Origin of the sequence: Leeuwenhoekiella aestuarii, assembly GCF_004104055.1 — a bacterium.
GTDB lineage: Bacteria > Bacteroidota > Bacteroidia > Flavobacteriales > Flavobacteriaceae > Leeuwenhoekiella > Leeuwenhoekiella aestuarii.
Genome location: NZ_QOVJ01000005.1, coordinates 15,170 through 32,535 on the forward strand (window position 1 = coordinate 15,170; position 17,366 = coordinate 32,535).

General features: G+C 37.1%; 17 protein-coding genes and 2 tRNA genes. 11 read left to right on the forward strand and 8 right to left on the reverse strand.

The features are described from left to right. Position 1 precedes the first annotated feature (1 nt). Positions 2–361 carry a BlaI/MecI/CopY family transcriptional regulator gene (locus DSM03_RS13070; protein ID WP_128762214.1) on the reverse strand — a complete coding sequence of 120 codons (360 nt, stop codon included), beginning with the start codon at positions 359–361 and terminating at the stop codon, positions 2–4. A 209-nt stretch (positions 362–570) separates the two neighbouring features. Here DSM03_RS13070 and cdaA point away from each other — a divergent pair, with 209 nt between their 5' ends. Both cdaA and DSM03_RS13080 read left to right on the forward strand, forming a co-directional pair. Beyond that, positions 571–1,353: a diadenylate cyclase CdaA gene (gene cdaA / locus DSM03_RS13075; protein WP_128762215.1), complete on the forward strand. Its 783-nt coding sequence runs from the start codon at positions 571–573 to the stop codon at positions 1,351–1,353. A 5-nt stretch (positions 1,354–1,358) separates the two neighbouring features. Further along, entirely contained in the window at positions 1,359–2,213 is an 855-nt protein-coding gene (locus DSM03_RS13080) for a DUF3667 domain-containing protein (RefSeq protein ID WP_128762216.1), read from the forward strand. Here DSM03_RS13080 and DSM03_RS13085 read toward each other — a convergent pair. Next, positions 2,210–3,979, reverse strand: a complete 1,770-nt coding sequence (locus tag DSM03_RS13085; RefSeq protein ID WP_128762217.1) for an ABC transporter ATP-binding protein — start codon at positions 3,977–3,979, stop codon at positions 2,210–2,212. The genes DSM03_RS13080 and DSM03_RS13085 overlap by 4 nt on opposite strands. Next, the gene (truA, locus tag DSM03_RS13090; protein ID WP_128762218.1) at positions 3,969–4,760 is read right to left on the reverse strand and encodes a tRNA pseudouridine(38-40) synthase TruA; all 792 of its coding nucleotides are present in this window, start codon (positions 4,758–4,760) and stop codon (positions 3,969–3,971) included. Before truA ends, DSM03_RS13085 begins: the two co-directional genes overlap by 11 nt. Before the next feature lie 50 nt (positions 4,761–4,810). Here truA and DSM03_RS13095 point away from each other — a divergent pair, with 50 nt between their 5' ends. After that, a complete protein-coding gene (locus DSM03_RS13095) occupies positions 4,811–5,302 on the forward strand; it encodes a metallophosphoesterase family protein (protein WP_128762219.1) in 492 nt (163 codons plus the stop codon). Between the two features lie 75 nt (positions 5,303–5,377). On the opposite strand, the gene DSM03_RS13100 is transcribed toward DSM03_RS13095, so the two are convergent. Beyond that, entirely contained in the window at positions 5,378–5,788 is a 411-nt protein-coding gene (locus DSM03_RS13100) for a DUF4293 domain-containing protein (protein ID WP_128762220.1), read from the reverse strand. A gap of 206 nt (positions 5,789–5,994) precedes the next feature. Here DSM03_RS13100 and rho point away from each other — a divergent pair, with 206 nt between their 5' ends. Both rho and DSM03_RS19350 read left to right on the forward strand, forming a co-directional pair. Beyond that, a complete protein-coding gene (gene rho / locus DSM03_RS13105; protein WP_128762221.1) occupies positions 5,995–7,737 on the forward strand; it encodes a transcription termination factor Rho in 1,743 nt (580 codons plus the stop codon). Between the two features lie 588 nt (positions 7,738–8,325). Continuing rightward, on the forward strand, positions 8,326–8,478 hold the full coding sequence (locus tag DSM03_RS19350; RefSeq protein WP_476703243.1) for a hypothetical protein: 153 nt from the start codon (positions 8,326–8,328) through the stop codon (positions 8,476–8,478). A gap of 377 nt (positions 8,479–8,855) precedes the next feature. Here DSM03_RS19350 and rpsT read toward each other — a convergent pair whose 3' ends face one another. The 4 genes from rpsT to proS form a co-directional block, all read right to left on the reverse strand. Continuing rightward, complete coding sequence (rpsT, locus tag DSM03_RS13115; RefSeq protein WP_128762222.1) at positions 8,856–9,104, reverse strand: 30S ribosomal protein S20; 249 nt, start codon at positions 9,102–9,104, stop codon at positions 8,856–8,858. A 22-nt stretch (positions 9,105–9,126) separates the two neighbouring features. Beyond that, positions 9,127–9,198 (reverse strand) — tRNA-Glu (locus DSM03_RS13120). 45 nt (positions 9,199–9,243) lie between these two features. Further along, positions 9,244–9,315: transfer RNA gene (locus DSM03_RS13125), tRNA-Glu, on the reverse strand. A gap of 76 nt (positions 9,316–9,391) precedes the next feature. Then, positions 9,392–10,864, reverse strand: a complete 1,473-nt coding sequence (proS, locus tag DSM03_RS13130; RefSeq protein ID WP_128762223.1) for a proline--tRNA ligase — start codon at positions 10,862–10,864, stop codon at positions 9,392–9,394. 130 nt (positions 10,865–10,994) lie between these two features. Here proS and DSM03_RS13135 point away from each other — a divergent pair, with 130 nt between their 5' ends. The 6 genes from DSM03_RS13135 (at position 10,995) to lgt (ending at position 17,362) form a co-directional block, all read left to right on the forward strand. Continuing rightward, a complete protein-coding gene (locus DSM03_RS13135) occupies positions 10,995–12,164 on the forward strand; it encodes a hypothetical protein (protein ID WP_128762224.1) in 1,170 nt (389 codons plus the stop codon). Between the two features lie 33 nt (positions 12,165–12,197). Continuing rightward, positions 12,198–13,694, forward strand: a complete 1,497-nt coding sequence (locus DSM03_RS13140; RefSeq protein ID WP_236638902.1) for an OmpP1/FadL family transporter — start codon at positions 12,198–12,200, stop codon at positions 13,692–13,694. Between the two features lie 172 nt (positions 13,695–13,866). Beyond that, positions 13,867–14,547, forward strand: a complete 681-nt coding sequence (folE, locus tag DSM03_RS13145) for a GTP cyclohydrolase I FolE (RefSeq protein ID WP_420813143.1) — start codon at positions 13,867–13,869, stop codon at positions 14,545–14,547. A gap of 67 nt (positions 14,548–14,614) precedes the next feature. Continuing rightward, a complete protein-coding gene (gene cysS, locus DSM03_RS13150) occupies positions 14,615–16,102 on the forward strand; it encodes a cysteine--tRNA ligase (RefSeq protein WP_128762226.1) in 1,488 nt (495 codons plus the stop codon). Between the two features lie 12 nt (positions 16,103–16,114). Next, entirely contained in the window at positions 16,115–16,378 is a 264-nt protein-coding gene (gene yidD, locus DSM03_RS13155) for a membrane protein insertion efficiency factor YidD (RefSeq protein WP_128762227.1), read from the forward strand. A 48-nt stretch (positions 16,379–16,426) separates the two neighbouring features. Then, entirely contained in the window at positions 16,427–17,362 is a 936-nt protein-coding gene (lgt, locus tag DSM03_RS13160) for a prolipoprotein diacylglyceryl transferase (RefSeq protein WP_128762228.1), read from the forward strand. Positions 17,363–17,366 lie beyond the last annotated feature (4 nt).

A 17,366-nucleotide genomic window follows, 5' to 3' on the forward strand; every position in this document is an offset into this window, starting at 1 on the left:
ATTAATTTTTCTTTTCGATAATTTCTAATATTTCCCGAAGCTCGTCTGCAGTTATTTTTTCTTCTTTAGCAAAAAATGAAACCATGTTTTTATAGGAACTATCAAAAAATCTTCTGGTAGCCTCGTTCCAGAACTTCTTTCCATACGCATCTCTATTTATAAGAGGGTAATACTGGTGTGTTTTACCAAAGGCTTTGTGACCTACGTAACCTTTTTCTTCTAGATTACGCACTATTGTAGAAACTGTATTATAATGCAGATTTTCTTCCTCTAAGTCTGCTTGCACTTCTTTTACAAAAGCTTTTTCAAGTTTCCATATGACGTGCATTACCTCTTCTTCCTTATTAGTTAACTTTTCCATGTTTTTTTTATACAAGTCTGAATCTAAAAACTATTAACAACTAACATCCTAACTATTAGCTTACAACAAACATAAAACGAAAAATCTAGTTAAACAACTATTTTTATAGTTTTTATTGAGTGTATTATTTTTTGAGCTTCTATATTATCCTTTATATTAACTAAGAGAACCGCATATTTTGCCCTATTTTTACAAAAACAGCTTGACCTTTGGACATTCTTGAAAATTTTAGGATACTCGATTTAGTCGATATTTTATTAGTTGCTACCCTACTCTATTACCTGTACAAACTGGTAAAAGGGACCGTAGCAATTAATATTTTTCTGGGAATTTGTATTATTTGGGTCATCTGGAAAATCACACAATTGCTTCAGATGGAAATGCTAAGTACCATCTTAGGGCAATTCATCGGAGCAGGTATGTTTGCTTTGATTGTAGTTTTCCAACAAGAAATCAGAAAGTTTCTACTGATGATTGGCTCTACGAATATTGGCAGAAAAACAGGTTTTCTTAAGCATATTAAATTCCTTCAGGACGAAGCAAAAGACAATTCTGACACCAAAGTTGAAGAGATCGTTGATGCCTGTGAAAAAATGGGACAGACCCGTACCGGTGCTCTAATTGTTATTCAACGCACAACGCACCTTGATTTTGTTAAGCAAACAGGTGATGAGATGAGTATTGAAGTAAACCGCCCCATTCTGGAAAGTATTTTTTTCAAAAACTCTACGCTTCACGATGGTGCCGCAATCATTGAAGACAACCGCATAGTTGCTACACGTGCAATTTTACCAGTCTCTAATGAGCGAAATATACCTTTACGTTTTGGTCTGCGTCACAGAGCTGCTGTAGGTATTACAGAAAAAACTGATGCTGTCGCACTCGTTGTAAGTGAAGAAACCGGAAACATCAGTTATTTGAAAGATGGCGAATTTGTACTTTTCAAAGACTTAACTGAACTTATTGAGATCTTAAGAAAGGATCTCAGCTAAAAACTATGAATACTGAAAAATCAAAAAGTACACTTGTCGTAGTTGATTACTGCCGAAATTGTTCAAAAAATCTGAACCCTAATGCTGCTTTTTGTGATCAATGTGGTGGGAAAATTATTAAGAACAGAATTACCACAAAAAATCTACTTGAAGATTTTAACGATAGATTTTTGAGTATTGATGGTGCATTCCCTAAAACCTTTATAGCACTTTATCGAAATCCTGAAGATGTCATAGGTGGATATATAAATGGCGTGCGAAAGAAGTATATGTCTGCATTTGGTTATTTTGCATTATCTCTTTCAATAGCTGGTATTTATGTTTTTATCCTAAGAGAATATTTTATGGATTCTATTTTTGAAAACATCTCATCTGAAACGATTCAAAATCAAGATAAGGCTCAATTAGATTTTGTTAAACAATTAACTACTGGCATCAATGAATATCAGGCATTATTAAGTATTCTCAGCATTCCTATTCTAGCCTTTATTTCACGAATTGTTTTCTGGAATTATAAACAATTTAATTATCTGGAGCATGTGGTAATTTACCTTTATGCGTTTAGCCACATCAACCTTACAGTTTACATTTTAGCAATTCTTACTATCTGGTCACCTTCAATCTATATCTTTTTCAGTTTTGTGGGAACGATAGGCTACGTCATTTATTTATGCTACGTACTTAAAAGGCTTTACGGCTTAAATTTTAAAAAGCTAATCTTAAAAACCTCACTTTTTGCTCTTATAGGCAGCCTGTTCTTCTTTATAATTTCAATAATAGTAGGAATTATAATGTTTAAAATGGGAATGTTTGACGAACTCATCGAAAATATTAAAACTGCTAACCAAGCAAAAACCTAAGCCGGCTGTTTATTTGCAGCAAACTGTACTTCGTGCAGATTACGGTAATGACCATTTTCTACATTGAGCAATTCTTTGTGACTTCCCATTTCTACAATCTGACCTTTTTCCATCACAATGATTTTATCAGCTTTTTTAATAGTTGCTAAACGGTGAGCTATCACAATTGAAGTACGCCCTTTTGTAATTTTATTAATCGCTTTCTGAATTAAATGCTCACTGTTAGAGTCTACAGAAGAGGTTGCTTCATCAAGTACTAAAATACTTGGGTTACTCACATAAGCTCTCAAAAATGCTATAAGTTGACGCTGACCACTAGATAACATTGCTCCTCGCTCTTTTACATTATAATGATATCCGTTAGGTAAACTAGATATAAAAGAATCTACACCTATTGCCTTGGCAGCGGCTATAACATCTGCTTCGGTGATATTCGGGTTATTGAGAGTAATATTATTTAATATCGAATCTGCAAATAAGAATACATCTTGTAGAACGACTGCTATCTCAGATCGCAACGAAGCGACTTCAACATCTTTTATATCAATCCCGTCAATTTTAATTACACCACTGTCTATTTCATAAAAACGCCCCAAGAGGTTAATAATTGTAGATTTCCCTGCACCGGTAGAACCTACAATAGCAACGGTTTCTCCAGCTTTAACTTCTAGATTTATTCCGCGAAGAACTTCTTCATCAGCAACATAACTAAAACGTACATTTTCAAAACTTAAATCTCCTTTGATGTTACTCAATACGTGAGTTCCTTCATCATCAATACGTGCATCTGTATCTAAAATTCCAAAAACACGATTTGCAGCGACCATTCCCATCTGCAGGGTATTGAATTTATCTGCGATCTGACGCAGCGGCGTAAATAACATTTGAGAAAACTGAATAAATGCAGTAATTAAACCTATTGTGATCACATCGCTTTCTACCGCTCGTAAACCACCGTACCATACGAGTAATCCTATGGTTATTGAAGTTACAACTTCGGCAATAGGGAAGAAAATAGAGTTATACCACACGGTTTTATTCCACGCAGCCATGTGCTTTTTGTTGATTTCATTAAACTTATCCTGTTCAATTTCCTCACGTGAAAAAATTTGTACGATCTTCATACCCGTTACCCGCTCTTGTACAAACGAATTGAGATTAGCAACCTGCGTACGTACTTCTTCAAAAGCAACCTTCATTTTCTTCTGAAATACCCGCGTTGCATAAAGTATAAACGGAAGGATCACAAAAACAATAAGCGATAATTGCCAACTTTTATACAACATAACCCCGGCAATAACCAGCATTTTAAGCAAATCGCTTATGATCATAAACAGTCCCTGACTGAATATACTCGCAATCGTTTCGATATCATTCACCGCACGGGTTACCAGACGCCCTACAGCAGATTTATCATAATACTGCATTTTAAAGTAAATCATATGCTTGAAGAGTCGGGTTCTGATATCAAGTACCACCTGTTGTCCCAGCCAGTTTGCGAAGTAGATAAAAAGCAGTTGAAAAAGGGATTCTCCTATAAGCACCAGAAAACTTAAACCTATGAAATAGATCAGCGTATCCATATCTTTAGGCTGCATACCTTCGTCCATCGCATATTCGATAAATACAGGACGTAATACTGCACAAATTGAAATGAGAATCGCTGATATTGCCACAAAATACATGCGCATTTTATAAGGGCTTGTGTAACTCAAGAGTTTTTTAAACAAGCCAAAATCAAATGCATTTCCTTTACTACTTGCCATAGGGTAAAAATATTTCTTCAGGATAGCGTACTTCTGTAAGGTATAAACCATGTGCTGGAGCAGAAGCTCCAGCTTCAGAACGCGTTCTGCTTGCTATAATCGTTTTTAAATCTTGAGGATTTAACTTGCCTAAACCTACTTCAAGCAAAGTTCCTACCACCGCCCGCACCATATTGCGTAAAAAACGGTCTGCACTAATTTTAAAAAGCAAGCTATTTTCTTGCTTGATCCACTGCGCTTCTAAAATCTCACAAAGGTAAGTTTTAACGTCTGTATTAGAACGACTGAAACACTTAAAATCCTGCTTACCTAAAAGAAAATGAGCCGCTTCATTCATCTTATTCAAATCTAATTCTTTCTCAAAAAAATAAGATTGATTTACCATAAAAGGATTTTTAAATGTGTGCACCTTGTACACATAACTTCTTCTTGTAGCATCAAAACGCGCATGTGCTTCATCACCTACTCGAAGTATGGAATTGACCGCGATTGCTTCCGGTAAAAAACGATTCAATCTAAACTGCAAGTGCTTCATTTCTTCCGGGGTCCAGGCTGCTTCATAATCAAAATGTGCATACAATTGTGCTGCATGAACACCGGCATCGGTACGGCCTGCTCCTACTAGACTAAGTTCTTTGCGCAATAATGTAGAAAGTGCCCCTTCTAAAACTTCTTGAACTGTAATACTCTGAGGTTGACGCTGCCACCCGTGGTAAGGCCCGCCATCATAAGCTATGTCTATAAAATACCGCAAGCGTTCTGTTTGTGATTGAAGTTGCAAAGATACATCTTTGCAAGAGGTCTTCTAATTTTGAGAATTCTTTATCTGATATGAAAAAAATACTGCTTCTTAGTGATACCCATAGTTATATTGACGAACGTATTCTGGCTTACGCCGAAAAAGCCGATGAAGTCTGGCATGCAGGTGACATAGGGGATCTGGCTGTAACTGAAGCGCTGCAGAAAGTAAAACCTCTAAGAGCTGTTTTTGGGAATATTGATGATCACGAAATAAGAAAAGAGTTCCCACTGAACAATCGCTTTATTTGTGAAGAGGTAGATGTTTTAATAACCCACATCGGCGGATACCCCGGAAGGTATTCTCCCGCAATTCGAGAAGAGCTAAGAGCCAATCCGCCAAAATTATTTATATGCGGGCATTCTCATATTCTAAAAGTAATGCCAGACCGCAAACTCAACTTACTCCATATGAATCCTGGCGCGATAGGAAAACATGGTTTTCATAAAGTACGTACAATGCTACGCTTTACCGTAGATAAAGGTAAAATAGATAATCTAGAGGTTATAGAGATGAAACGCTAACCACGCGACAACTAAAAAACCCTGCTAGTTGGCATACTAGCAGGGCTTTCGCACTAATTAACTAAGATATTAGGTCTATCGCAACCGGTCAACAGATTTTACAAGATCCTCATCCCGCTTAATTGCCTTGTTAGCCAAAGCGATAAAAACGATAGAAATGATGGGGATTAGCATCCCAATACCTTTCTCCGGGGCCGCCGCCCCTCCAGATAAGATTTGCGACTGGTAAACCAATACACCTAGCAAAATAAAGTTCAATATTATATTCAATCTGCCCAGAACAAACTGAAGCTTCCTGTTTTTAAATAAAAAAATTGTTATTAAAGAAAGAAGAGCACTTCCAAAAAACAAAGCAACCAACTCTAAATGTGCTACTGCATAAACAGGTTCTCCTGATGATGTGCTGTAAACCGGTATTGCAAAATGTAAACCGGCAGACACAATAACTGCAAGAATTAAGTAAACACTTTGTATACGTTGAATCATTTCTTTCCTTAGTTGAGAGCGACAAAAATATAAACTTCTTTCAGACTATACTCATTTTAATAAAAAATATTGTTGTATAATTGCAATAGAAAGTGTAACCGCTTCTAAGTTGGTTACTTACTCGCCAAAAAATTTCTCAGATCTTCTCTCAAAATTTTTTGATCGCATTCAAATCAATTCAATACAGAAATTCATACTTATAGTTAATGTTTAATATTTCAGAATTAAAAGCCAAAAAGCTACCTGAATTACAGGAAATCGCTAAAGGCTTAGACATCCCTAAATACAGATCGCTTAAAAAACTGGATCTGGTCTATAAAGTTCTTGATCAACAAGCCGCAGATCCTAAGGCGGTTGCAGAAGTTATAGAAGAAACTTCATCTGAAACTCCTGCAAAAGCAAAAGCTCCAGAAAACAAATCTGCACCGAAGAGCACCAATAAAAAAAGTACACGTCCTGCTAAAGAAAGCAATAGCGATAAAAAACAGGATACAAAAAATACTCAGGCTGCTTCTGCTAAGAAAGAAGAAAAGTCAGAAAACACACAGCGTAAACCTAGAAATCAGAAATCTGATAAAGATAATTCTCAGAAACCTGACAACAAACAACCTGACGCTAAGCAATCTAAGCCTAGACCTCAAAAAGATTCTAATGCTGGCAATTCAAAAAATCGCCCTAGCAAAGACAACAATACAAACGGTAATTCTAACTCTAACAACAGCTCGAATAACAACCGTAACAACAGCAATAACCGCAATAATAATCGCAACTCTAACAATAACGATAACGGAAATAAAGATACCCGTAATCGCTACAGAGAGCCAGATTATGAGTTTGATGGTTTAATAGAAAGTGAAGGTGTATTAGATATTATGCAAGACGGTTATGGTTTCTTGCGCTCTTCAGACTACAATTACTTATCATCTCCAGATGATATTTATGTTTCTCAGTCTCAAATAAGATTATTTGGTTTAAAAACCGGAGATACTGTTCTCGGAGTCATTCGCCCTCCGAAAGAAGGTGAAAAATATTTCCCCCTTATTAAGGTCTCAAAAATTAACGGCCTTGACCCAAGTGTAGTTCGTGATCGCGTCTCTTTTGAGCACTTAACACCTTTATTTCCGAAAGAAAAATTCAATATCGGAGAGCGTCAAAGCACAATTTCAACACGCATAATGGATCTTTTTGCTCCTATAGGAAAAGGACAGCGTGGTATGATTGTATCGCAACCAAAAACGGGTAAAACCATGTTGCTCAAGGATGTTGCCAATGCTATCGCAGCAAATCACCCCGAAGTATACCAAATGATTTTACTGATCGATGAGCGTCCTGAAGAAGTCACCGACATGCAACGCAACGTAAAAGGTGAAGTGGTAGCTTCGACTTTTGATAAAGAAGCTCACGAGCATGTTCGCGTAGCCAATATCGTTCTTGAAAAAGCAAAACGTCTTGTAGAATGTGGTCATGATGTTGTAATACTTCTTGACTCTATCACACGTCTTGCGAGAGCATATAATACCGTACAGCCAGCTTCTGGCAAAATATTAAGCGGTGGTGTTGATGCAAATGCTTTACATAAACCAAAACGCTTCTTTGGTGCTGCCCGAAATATCGAAAACGGAGGATCTCTTTCCATTATAGCCACAGCTTTAACTGAAACAGGATCTAAAATGGATGAAGTAATCTTTGAAGAATTTAAAGGTACCGGTAACATGGAACTTCAGTTAGATCGTAAGATTGCAAACCGAAGAATCTTCCCCGCTATAGACCTTACCTCTTCAAGTACACGACGTGATGATTTACTACTGAGTGATAACGCAATACAGCGTATGTGGGTAATGCGCAAATACCTCGCAGACATGAATCCTATTGAAGCAATGGAATTCATTAGCGATCGTATTAAACAGACTAAAAACAATGAAGAATTCTTAATATCTATGAACGGGTAAAAAATCTAATTCATATTAACAATAAAAAAAGCGACATCAAATGATGTCGCTTTTTTTTCGCCACACCTTGTCTTGCCCTAAAACAGCTATACACTAAACAAAAGCTTACGAAAAGTAAAGAACAAAAAGTTTATGACAGTCGGGAAAACAAGCAGAGTCGCTATGACAAGCATTTGATCGAAAAAGTTATCAAAGAAGTTAAAAATGAACTCCCTCGAAAAGAAGCTAATCGTATTTACGGATTAGATAAAGTAACCTTAGACCCTTGGATGCGGGATTTCACCTCTAGCGTAAAAATTTAATAATTTACAGAAGCATACAATTGTTATAGCAATCGAAAAAGCCAAATAACGATTAGAGATTCTAAAATTATAACAATATCAAGACAGTGAGAGTCACTCCGAAAGAAAGCCTCAATATGGCCCTCATATATACGTTGATTTATTACCAAAAAATAACATTGCAATTAGCACGACTGAGAATGGAGATCCTTACAAAAACACACTAGCCAAAAGAATAAATAGTATTATCAAATGAGAATTCAATCTATACTCAAGTCCATTAGGCTTTGAGAACATTATAACTCTAATAGCAAAAAGTATCAAGAATTATAATGAACTAAGACCTCATTCGAGTTGTGATTACCTAACTCCAAAACAAGCTCATCTTAAATCTGGTAGCTTAAACAAAAGATGGAAAAACTATAAAAGAGATTTTAATCCTCAAGTTGTGGCTGTATAGTTTATTTAGGATTAAAAATTAGCTTCGTATAGCTATAACAGGATTTATTTATTAATCTGTACAGCTATTTTAAGACGGGTTAAAACGGGTCAAAAGTATATCAACTCCTAGGCATCCCCCAGGCAAAGCCTAGGATAGTGTATGAAGAGTGTATGAAAACAGCTTTCGCAAAGCTTAAATTTAAGATTTCATTAACAACATAACTACCGGTTGGCTTTAAATAAAGTTCATAGGGAGGTTTCTGGTTAAAATGATCTATTTCTATTTCCCCAACCGCGATATTCACGCTTGATCCAATAAAACGCAAACTTAGTATCAACAAAAAAACTCCCACGTGATTCACGTGGGAGTTTTAAAATATTTTTAAAACGAACTTATTAAAGCGCGTTTACGTGCTTAGCAAGCTGAGATTTTAAGTTAGAAGCTTTGTTATCATGAATGATATTATTTTTAGCTAACTTATCAATCATAGAAACCACAGAAGGAAACAAAGTCTCTGCTTCTTTCTTATCAGCTTCACGCAATTTCTTCATTGCATTACGCGTAGTTCTACTTTGGTAGCGATTTCTTAAACGCTTAACTTCACTGTTTCTTATTCTCTTTAAAGATGACTTATGATTTGCCATTATCTTGTTCTGTTTTAAATTGTAGCCCGTAGGGGAATCGAACCCCTCTTACCAGGATGAAAACCTGGCGTCCTAGCCGATAGACGAACGGGCCATTATGTCAAATATTTATGCTTTTAAGGTGCATAACCAACCTTTGTAGTCCGTAGGGGAATCGAACCCCTGTTACCAGGATGAAAACCTGGCGTCCTAACCCCTAGACGAACGGACCGGTATTTCGCTCAATTGCGGATGCAAAAATACACATATTTTATTATCACACAATAGCAAAACAAACTTTTTTTAAATTAATATGCTTTAGCAAAAAGTACACGCATTTTAGCAGGCTTTCCACTATAAATACACACACCTTCTTCTTCTTTGTAATTCAAAGAAATACAACGTATAGTAGCTTTAGTTTCTGTTTTAATACGCTCTTCCGTCTCTTTACTGCCATCCCAAAAAGCACTTACAAAACCTGTTTTATTTTCTAAAATATCTTTGAATTCATCATAAGTTTCTACCTCTGTGATATGTGTATCTCTAAAATTCTTTGCCTTATCATATAAAGCTTTTTGCATCTCAACCAGTAAATCTTGCACACGAGCCACAATATCATCTTTAGAAACCGTCTCTTTAGTCAAGGTATCTCTACGAGCCAATTCAACAGTACGCTTTTCAAGATCTCTAGGACCTATAGCTATACGCAACGGTACACCTTTCAATTCATACTCGTTAAACTTCCATCCCGGCTTATGCGTATCTCTATCATCAAATTTCACACTAACACCTAATAGCTGCAATTCACGCTTTAACTCTTTTGCTACTTGAGAAATAGCATCTAACTGCTCTTCTCCTCTATATATAGGGACGATTACAACTTGTATTGGAGCCAGTTTTGGAGGTAAAACCAAACCGTTATCATCACTATGAGTCATCACTAAAGCTCCCATCAAACGTGTAGAAACTCCCCAACTAGTTGCCCAAACATGTTCTTGCGAGCCTTCTTTAGTCGCAAATTTAACATCAAAGGCTTTTGCGAAATTCTGACCCAAAAAGTGAGAAGTACCAGCCTGAAGCGCTTTACCGTCTTGCATTAAAGCCTCTATACAATAGGTTTCTAAAGCTCCGGCAAAACGTTCACTTTCGGTTTTTGTACCTCTAATAACCGGCATACCCATAAAGTTTTCAGCAAAGTCAGCATAAACACGCATCATTTGTTGCGCTTCTTCAAGAGCTTCTTCTTGAGTCGCATGAGCAGTATGACCTTCTTGCCAAAGAAATTCTGCGGTACGTAAAAATAAACGCGTACGCATCTCCCAGCGCACAACATTTGCCCATTGGTTTACTTTTATAGGGAGATCACGGTACGATTGAATCCATTTTCGGTAGGTATCCCATATAATTGTTTCTGAAGTTGGACGAACAATTAATTCCTCTTCTAACTTTGCATCAGGATCTACAATAATACTTCCATCTTCATCATTTTTCAATCTATAATGAGTAACTACTGCACATTCTTTTGCGAAACCATCCACATGACTTGCCTCTTTACTGAAGTATGATTTTGGTATAAATAATGGAAAATACGCATTCTCATGCCCCGTATCTTTAAACATACGATCTAGTTCTGCCTGCATTTTTTCCCATATTGCATAGCCGTAAGGCTTGATCACCATACAACCCCTAACTCCTGAATTCTCAGCAAGATCAGCTTTAACAACGAGTTCGTTATACCATTTTGAATAATCTTCTGCTCGAGTGGTTAAATTCTTTCCCATATATATTTATTTGGCACAAATATTGTGTCTTTATAAGTGTTTTAAAGTTTTGCTACATCTTTGTTAAATGCATAAAATTGACGGCAAAACTAACTAAATTTACAATGTACAACAATAAAATACGGATGATATGCGCGGCTCGAAAATAACTCAGAAAATATTTATTAAACCTATACTTGGTCTTCTTGCTCTTGCAGGATTAGTTTCTTGTGGTCCTTCACAATATGCTATGAATGATGGAATTTACGGAAGAAGCACTCGCGTATACAATGATAATGTTCAGCAGCAAGAAGTTGCATCAACTGAAAATGGAAGCGTTTATGCTAATTATTTCAATCAAGGCGCTGAAGATCTAGATGCTGCTCAACAATCTGGTGAAATTTTTACCGATATTGATTCATATTCTTCAAACTCAGAATATACTAATGATGAAGCTATTTTAAATGAAAGCTTGACTTACAATGCTCAACCGGGCTGGGGAGACACCTACGATGAAGTTATAATTAACTCCTATTCTAATTTTTATCCAAATATGGGATATGGATTCGCAAGACCCTTCTGGAATAACGGTTGGGGCTACGGAGGTTTTGGCGTTTGGGGCAACCCTTACGGAGGTTATGGCTGGGGTAATCCTTATTGGGGTTACGGTTACGCATACAACGGCTGGGGCTACGGAAGATGGGGTTACCCATATAATGGCTGGGGATTTGGATTCAGTCCTTTTTACGGTTATTACGGCCTAAACACGTATTATGGTTGGGGATACCGTAATGCGTACAGAAACAACTACTATTCTAGATACAATAACGACCGAATTGCGTATGCTAATAGTCGCAGATCTAATAATTCTTATTCAAGAGGCAGAACAGCAAACTCAAGCGCTGCTAGAACCAGCTCTCGCAGATCTTCTGACGTTAATTATGCACGCACAAGTCGTACCTATAGCAGAAATAATGTAGGCGTAAATCCTTCTAGAAGAAGCAGCAGAAGTTCATCTACAAACAGCAATAGAGCTTCAGGTAGAAGTTCTAATTCTATCTATAATTCTACAGCACGCAGAACCAATAGCAACACGATAAGCAGAAGTTCTAATTCTAATAGTTCTATTAGAAGATCTTCTCCATCAACGACAAACAGATCTAGCACATATTCAAGAAGCAGTTCTTCATCGCGCAGTTCTGTATCAAGAAGCGCACCTACCCGAAGCGCATCACCCGCTCGCTCTAGCGGTGGTAGTAGTCGAAGTAGTGGGGGTAGCCGCAGCAGCGGAGGATCTTCAAGACGCGGTGGCGGCAGATAGAATTAAAACATAATTCAATTATTTATTTTTAAGATGAAAAAAATATTCATACTCCTATTTATAGGTTTAAGTATGCAGTACCTTACTGCCCAAACAGTAGCAGACGCAGTGCGTTACAGTTCACAGAATATTACCGGTACCGCAAGATATCGTGGTGCGGGTGGCGCTTTTGGAGCATTGGGTGGCGACATATCTGCCATTAATAATAACCCTGCAGGATCTGCTATTTTTAATAACAGCACAGTTGCTCTAACATTGTCTTCTGGAGCTTATGACAACCAGACTTATTACAATGACGGCATTACAGTAAACAAAGCTTCTGATATAGATCTCAATCAATTTGGCGGGGTGTTTGTTTCTAATGGAATTGGTAAAATTCGCAAATTCGCATTCGGCTTTAATTATGACAGAACCAATGATTTTGACAATGCTTACATCGCTTCAGGGGTCAGCAATAACTCTGTTGCTGATTACTTTTTAGGTTATGCACAAGGCACGCCTTTAGATCTTTTAGAATTACAACCTGGCGAGACTAATGCAGATTTATATCAATTTTTAGGTGAAAATGAAAGTTTTGCAGCCCAACAAGCTTTTTTAGGTTATCAAGGTTACTTAATTGATCCGGTCTCTTCAGATCTTGATAACACAGATTATGTAAGCGCTCAAAATGGAAATTCTTTTGATCAGGAATATCAGTACACAACCCGAGGAAATAACAGCAAATTCACATTTAATGCTGCAGGTCAATTTAGCGAAAACTTGTATTTAGGCTTAAATCTTAATGCGCATACATTTAATTTCACAAGAAATACTGTATTCTTTGAAGATACTGATAACATAAATAATGCAGTGAGCAGCTTGCGTTTTGACAATGAATATAGAGCATACGGCTCTGGTGTTTCTGCTCAAATAGGTGGTATTTACCATGTATCACCTTCCCTAAGAGTTGGTGCTACATACGACACACCTACTTATTTTACCATCTCAGAAGAAACTGAGCAATACTTGGCCACATCAGACGTAAGTGGAGAAGTTGTACTAAACCCTAATGTTGTAAATATATATGAAGATTACAACCTACGCACACCCGGAAAAGCTACGGGTAGCATCGCTTATATCTTCGGCAATTCTGGCTTCTTAAGTTTTGATTATTCATACCAGGATTATGCTTCGATGAAATACTCTCCTGATGAAGATTCATTTTTTCAGCAAATGAATAATCAAATCAATAACCAACTAAAAGCTGTTTCAAGCTACAAATTGGGAGGTGAATTTTTAGTTGGCGATTGGAGCTTCAGAGGTGGATATCGATTTATTGAAAGTCCGTATAAAAATGAAGAAACACTGGGTAACACGACAGGCTATTCTTTAGGATTAGGATACATACTTGGCAATGCACGAATTGATATTGCTTATGACTGGGCAAAACAAGAACAAAACCCCGCTCTTTACGAAGGAGCTTTTACAAACACTGCTTTTATAGATAACATAAACACAAATATTTTAGCTACCCTCACATTTCAGTTATAATAAAACAACACACTTGAAAAGCCTTCTGAGTCATTGATTTAGAGGGCTTTTTTTATTGATAAAAATAATAATCAAATCAATAAATGAGATAGACTTGTTAAGCTATTTAAATTGTTAATTTAACTATCTTTGCAAGCCTTTAGCCCAAGCGGCGACTAATAGCTTTATGAAAATGAATTTTGAGAACGAAGAATTGAAAGCAATCGATGAAATAGGTGATAATCATCACAGTACATCTGCAGAAACCCCTCTAAGAGATGATGCTTTTAAATTAAGTGATTCTGAGAAGATTGAACTTATAAAAGAAGATGTTTCACACATCATGCAAACACTAGGACTAGATCTTACAGACGATAGTTTAAAAGGCACTCCTAACCGTGTTGCCAAGATGTTTGTAAATGAAATCTTTGGCGGTCTAAACCCGGCCCGCAAACCCAAAGCCTCTACTTTTGACAACAATTACAAGTATGGTGAGATGCTTGTAGAAAAAAACATTACGGTCTATTCTACTTGCGAACATCACTTATTACCAATCGTAGGTAGAGCGCATGTTGCTTATATTTCAAACGGCAGTGTCGTTGGACTTTCAAAAATGAATCGCGTGGTAGATTATTATGCAAAAAGACCTCAGGTTCAAGAACGGCTTACGATGCAAGTAGTTCAGGAGCTTCAAAAAGTATTAGGCACACAGGATGTTGCTTGTGTTATTGACGCAAAACATCTATGCGTAAACAGCCGCGGAATTCGCGATATTGAGAGCAGCACAGTAACCAGTGAGTTTGGCGGTAAATTCAAAGAAGAAGCGGTAAGACGCGAATTTTTGGATTATATTAAACTTGACACCCCATTCTAATTACGGATTTTAGTTTCAGACTTGTTTCATAAATAATACGCTTTAAAGCACGCATAACAAATAACCTATGTCGACCTTATACCAAAAGCAAAACATCACACTTTACAATTCTCTAAGCGGTCAAAAAGAAACTTTTAAACCTCTTTTGGACGGAAATGTTGGGATGTATGTTTGTGGCCCCACGGTCTACAGCAATGTACATCTGGGCAATGTACGCACCTTTATGTCTTTTGATATGATCTTTAGATATCTGAAGCATTTAGGATATAAAGTACGTTATGTAAGAAACATTACAGACGCAGGCCACCTTACAGACGATGCCGATGAAGGTGAAGATAAAATTGCAAAAAAAGCACGCCTAGAACAAATAGAACCTATGGAAGTTGTACAACAGTACACCATAGATTTCCATACAATTTTACAAAAATTCAATTGTCTTCCTCCCAGTATAGAACCTACTGCAACCGGTCATATAATTGAGCAAATCGAGATCATTAAAGAGATCATTGATAATGATTTTGCTTATGAGAAAAATGGCTCAGTTTATTTTGATGTACTCAAGTTTAATGAGAATCATGAGTACGGAAAGTTAAGTGGTCGCAATCTGGAAGATATGATCTCAAATACGCGTGAATTGACTGCGCAAAGCGAAAAGAAAAACGCTCAGGATTTTGCTCTTTGGAAAAAAGCCGAACCCCAGCACATTATGCGCTGGCCATCACCTTGGGGGGATGGTTTCCCGGGATGGCATCTGGAGTGTACAGCAATGAGCACCAAATATCTCGGTGAACAATTTGACATTCACGGTGGTGGCATGGATTTGAAATTCCCGCATCACGAGTGTGAGATCGCACAGTCTGAAGCTTCAAATGGTAAAAATCCGGTGAATTATTGGCTACATGCTAATATGCTTACATTGAATGGAAAGAAAATGTCTAAAAGTGACGGAAACAATATTTTTCCTGCACAAATCTTTACGGGTGACAGTCCGTTTTTAACTAAAGGCTTCTCCCCTAGCGTTGCCCGATTTTTTATCATGCAGGCGCATTACCGAAGTGTTTTAGATTTCAGCAATGATGCATTATTAGCTAGCGAAAAAGGGTTTAATCGCCTTATGGAAGCCGTGAATTTACTAGAGTCGCTCCCTGTTTCTGAAATAAGCTCACTGGATATATCAAGCTGGAAGCAAGCTTGCTACGATGCGATGAACGATGATTTTAATTCACCCATCTTAATCGCTCAACTTTTTGAGGCAGCAAAGTTTATTCATCAGATAAAAGATGGCAAAGCAAAGATATCTCAAGCAGATCTCGAACTCTTTCAAGAAAGTATTCATGCATTTGTTTTTGACATTTTAGGTCTTGAAGATGTTAATGCAGTAGCTGAAGCTAATACTGACAAGCTGAATGGAGCGATAGAGCTATTGATCCAGCTTAGAAAAGAAGCTAGAGCCAATAAGGATTTTGCTACTAGCGATCAGATAAGAGATCAACTTTTAGAATTGGGAATTCAACTAAAAGATGGTCGAGAAGGAACAACGTATACCCTATCTTAAAATCTGAAAACGGTGAAAAGTCTAGCAAAAAAAATACTGATTTTTCCCATTCGTATTTATCAGAAATTCATTTCTCCCCTATTACCACCTGCTTGCAGGTATGAGCCCACTTGCTCACACTACAGCGTACAGGCGATAGAAAAACACGGCCCTATAAAAGGGACATGGCTCTCTATAAAACGCATTGCCAGCTGCAATCCTTGGGGTGGATCTGGCTACGATCCCGTCCCTCCCATAAAAGGTGAAAACTCACATAAAAATTCTAAAAAAGATTAAGAAGCCTTTTGGCTTTGTTATATTTACAGCACAAAATTCACACAGCTTATGCTCCCTTTAAAAATGACCTGGAACCCTTCAACGGGTCTCGATTTAGGATTTTTCACCCTTCATTATTACAGCTTAATGTTTGTTATTGCTTTTTCATTAGGTTGGTACCTGATGAAAAAAGTATATAAAAACGAAGGTGTTGATGAAGAAAAGCTAGATCCGCTGTTTATATATTCGGTGTTAGCGATTTTAATAGGAGCCCGACTGGGTCATGTGTTTTTCTATCAGACAGAATTACTTTGGCAAGACCCACTTTCTGTGTTTTTACCTTTTCGTTTTGTTCCTGAAATTGAATATACCGGCTTTCAGGGGTTAGCAAGTCATGGTGCAGCTATCGGGATGATCTTTGCAATGTATCTTTACAATAAAAAGATCTTAAAGAAAAGTGTTCTTTGGCTTTTAGACCGCGTGATTTTGCCGGTTTCATTAGGCGCCATCTTTGTACGTATTGGTAATTTTTTCAACTCTGAAATGGTAGGTAAAGTTACCGACTCAAATTTGGGAATTAAGTTTGTTCAGGATCAATACAACAAATACGAAGTACAACGCTTAACTGGTATTCCTAATGAACATAAAGCATATAGCGCTTTAACAGATGATCCTCAATTTGCAAATTATATTGCCGAAATTCCCTATCGCTTTCCGGGTCAATTAATGGAATCATTCGGTTACATATTTGTGTTCCTCATTTTAATGTTTGTCTATTGGAAAACAGGTTTGCGTAAAAAAGAAGGCTTCCTGTTTGGTCTTTTCTTAGTGCTTTTATGGACGGTTCGTTTTATCGTAGAATATTTTAAACGCGCCCAAGTTGAGGGCCGCGAGGATTGGATTTTTGGTTTTAATACCGGTCAGATCTTAAGCATTCCGTTTATATTAATTGGTATTTTTATGATCGTACGCGCCTTGGGTCAGAAAAAAGAACCTCAATATTAATCTA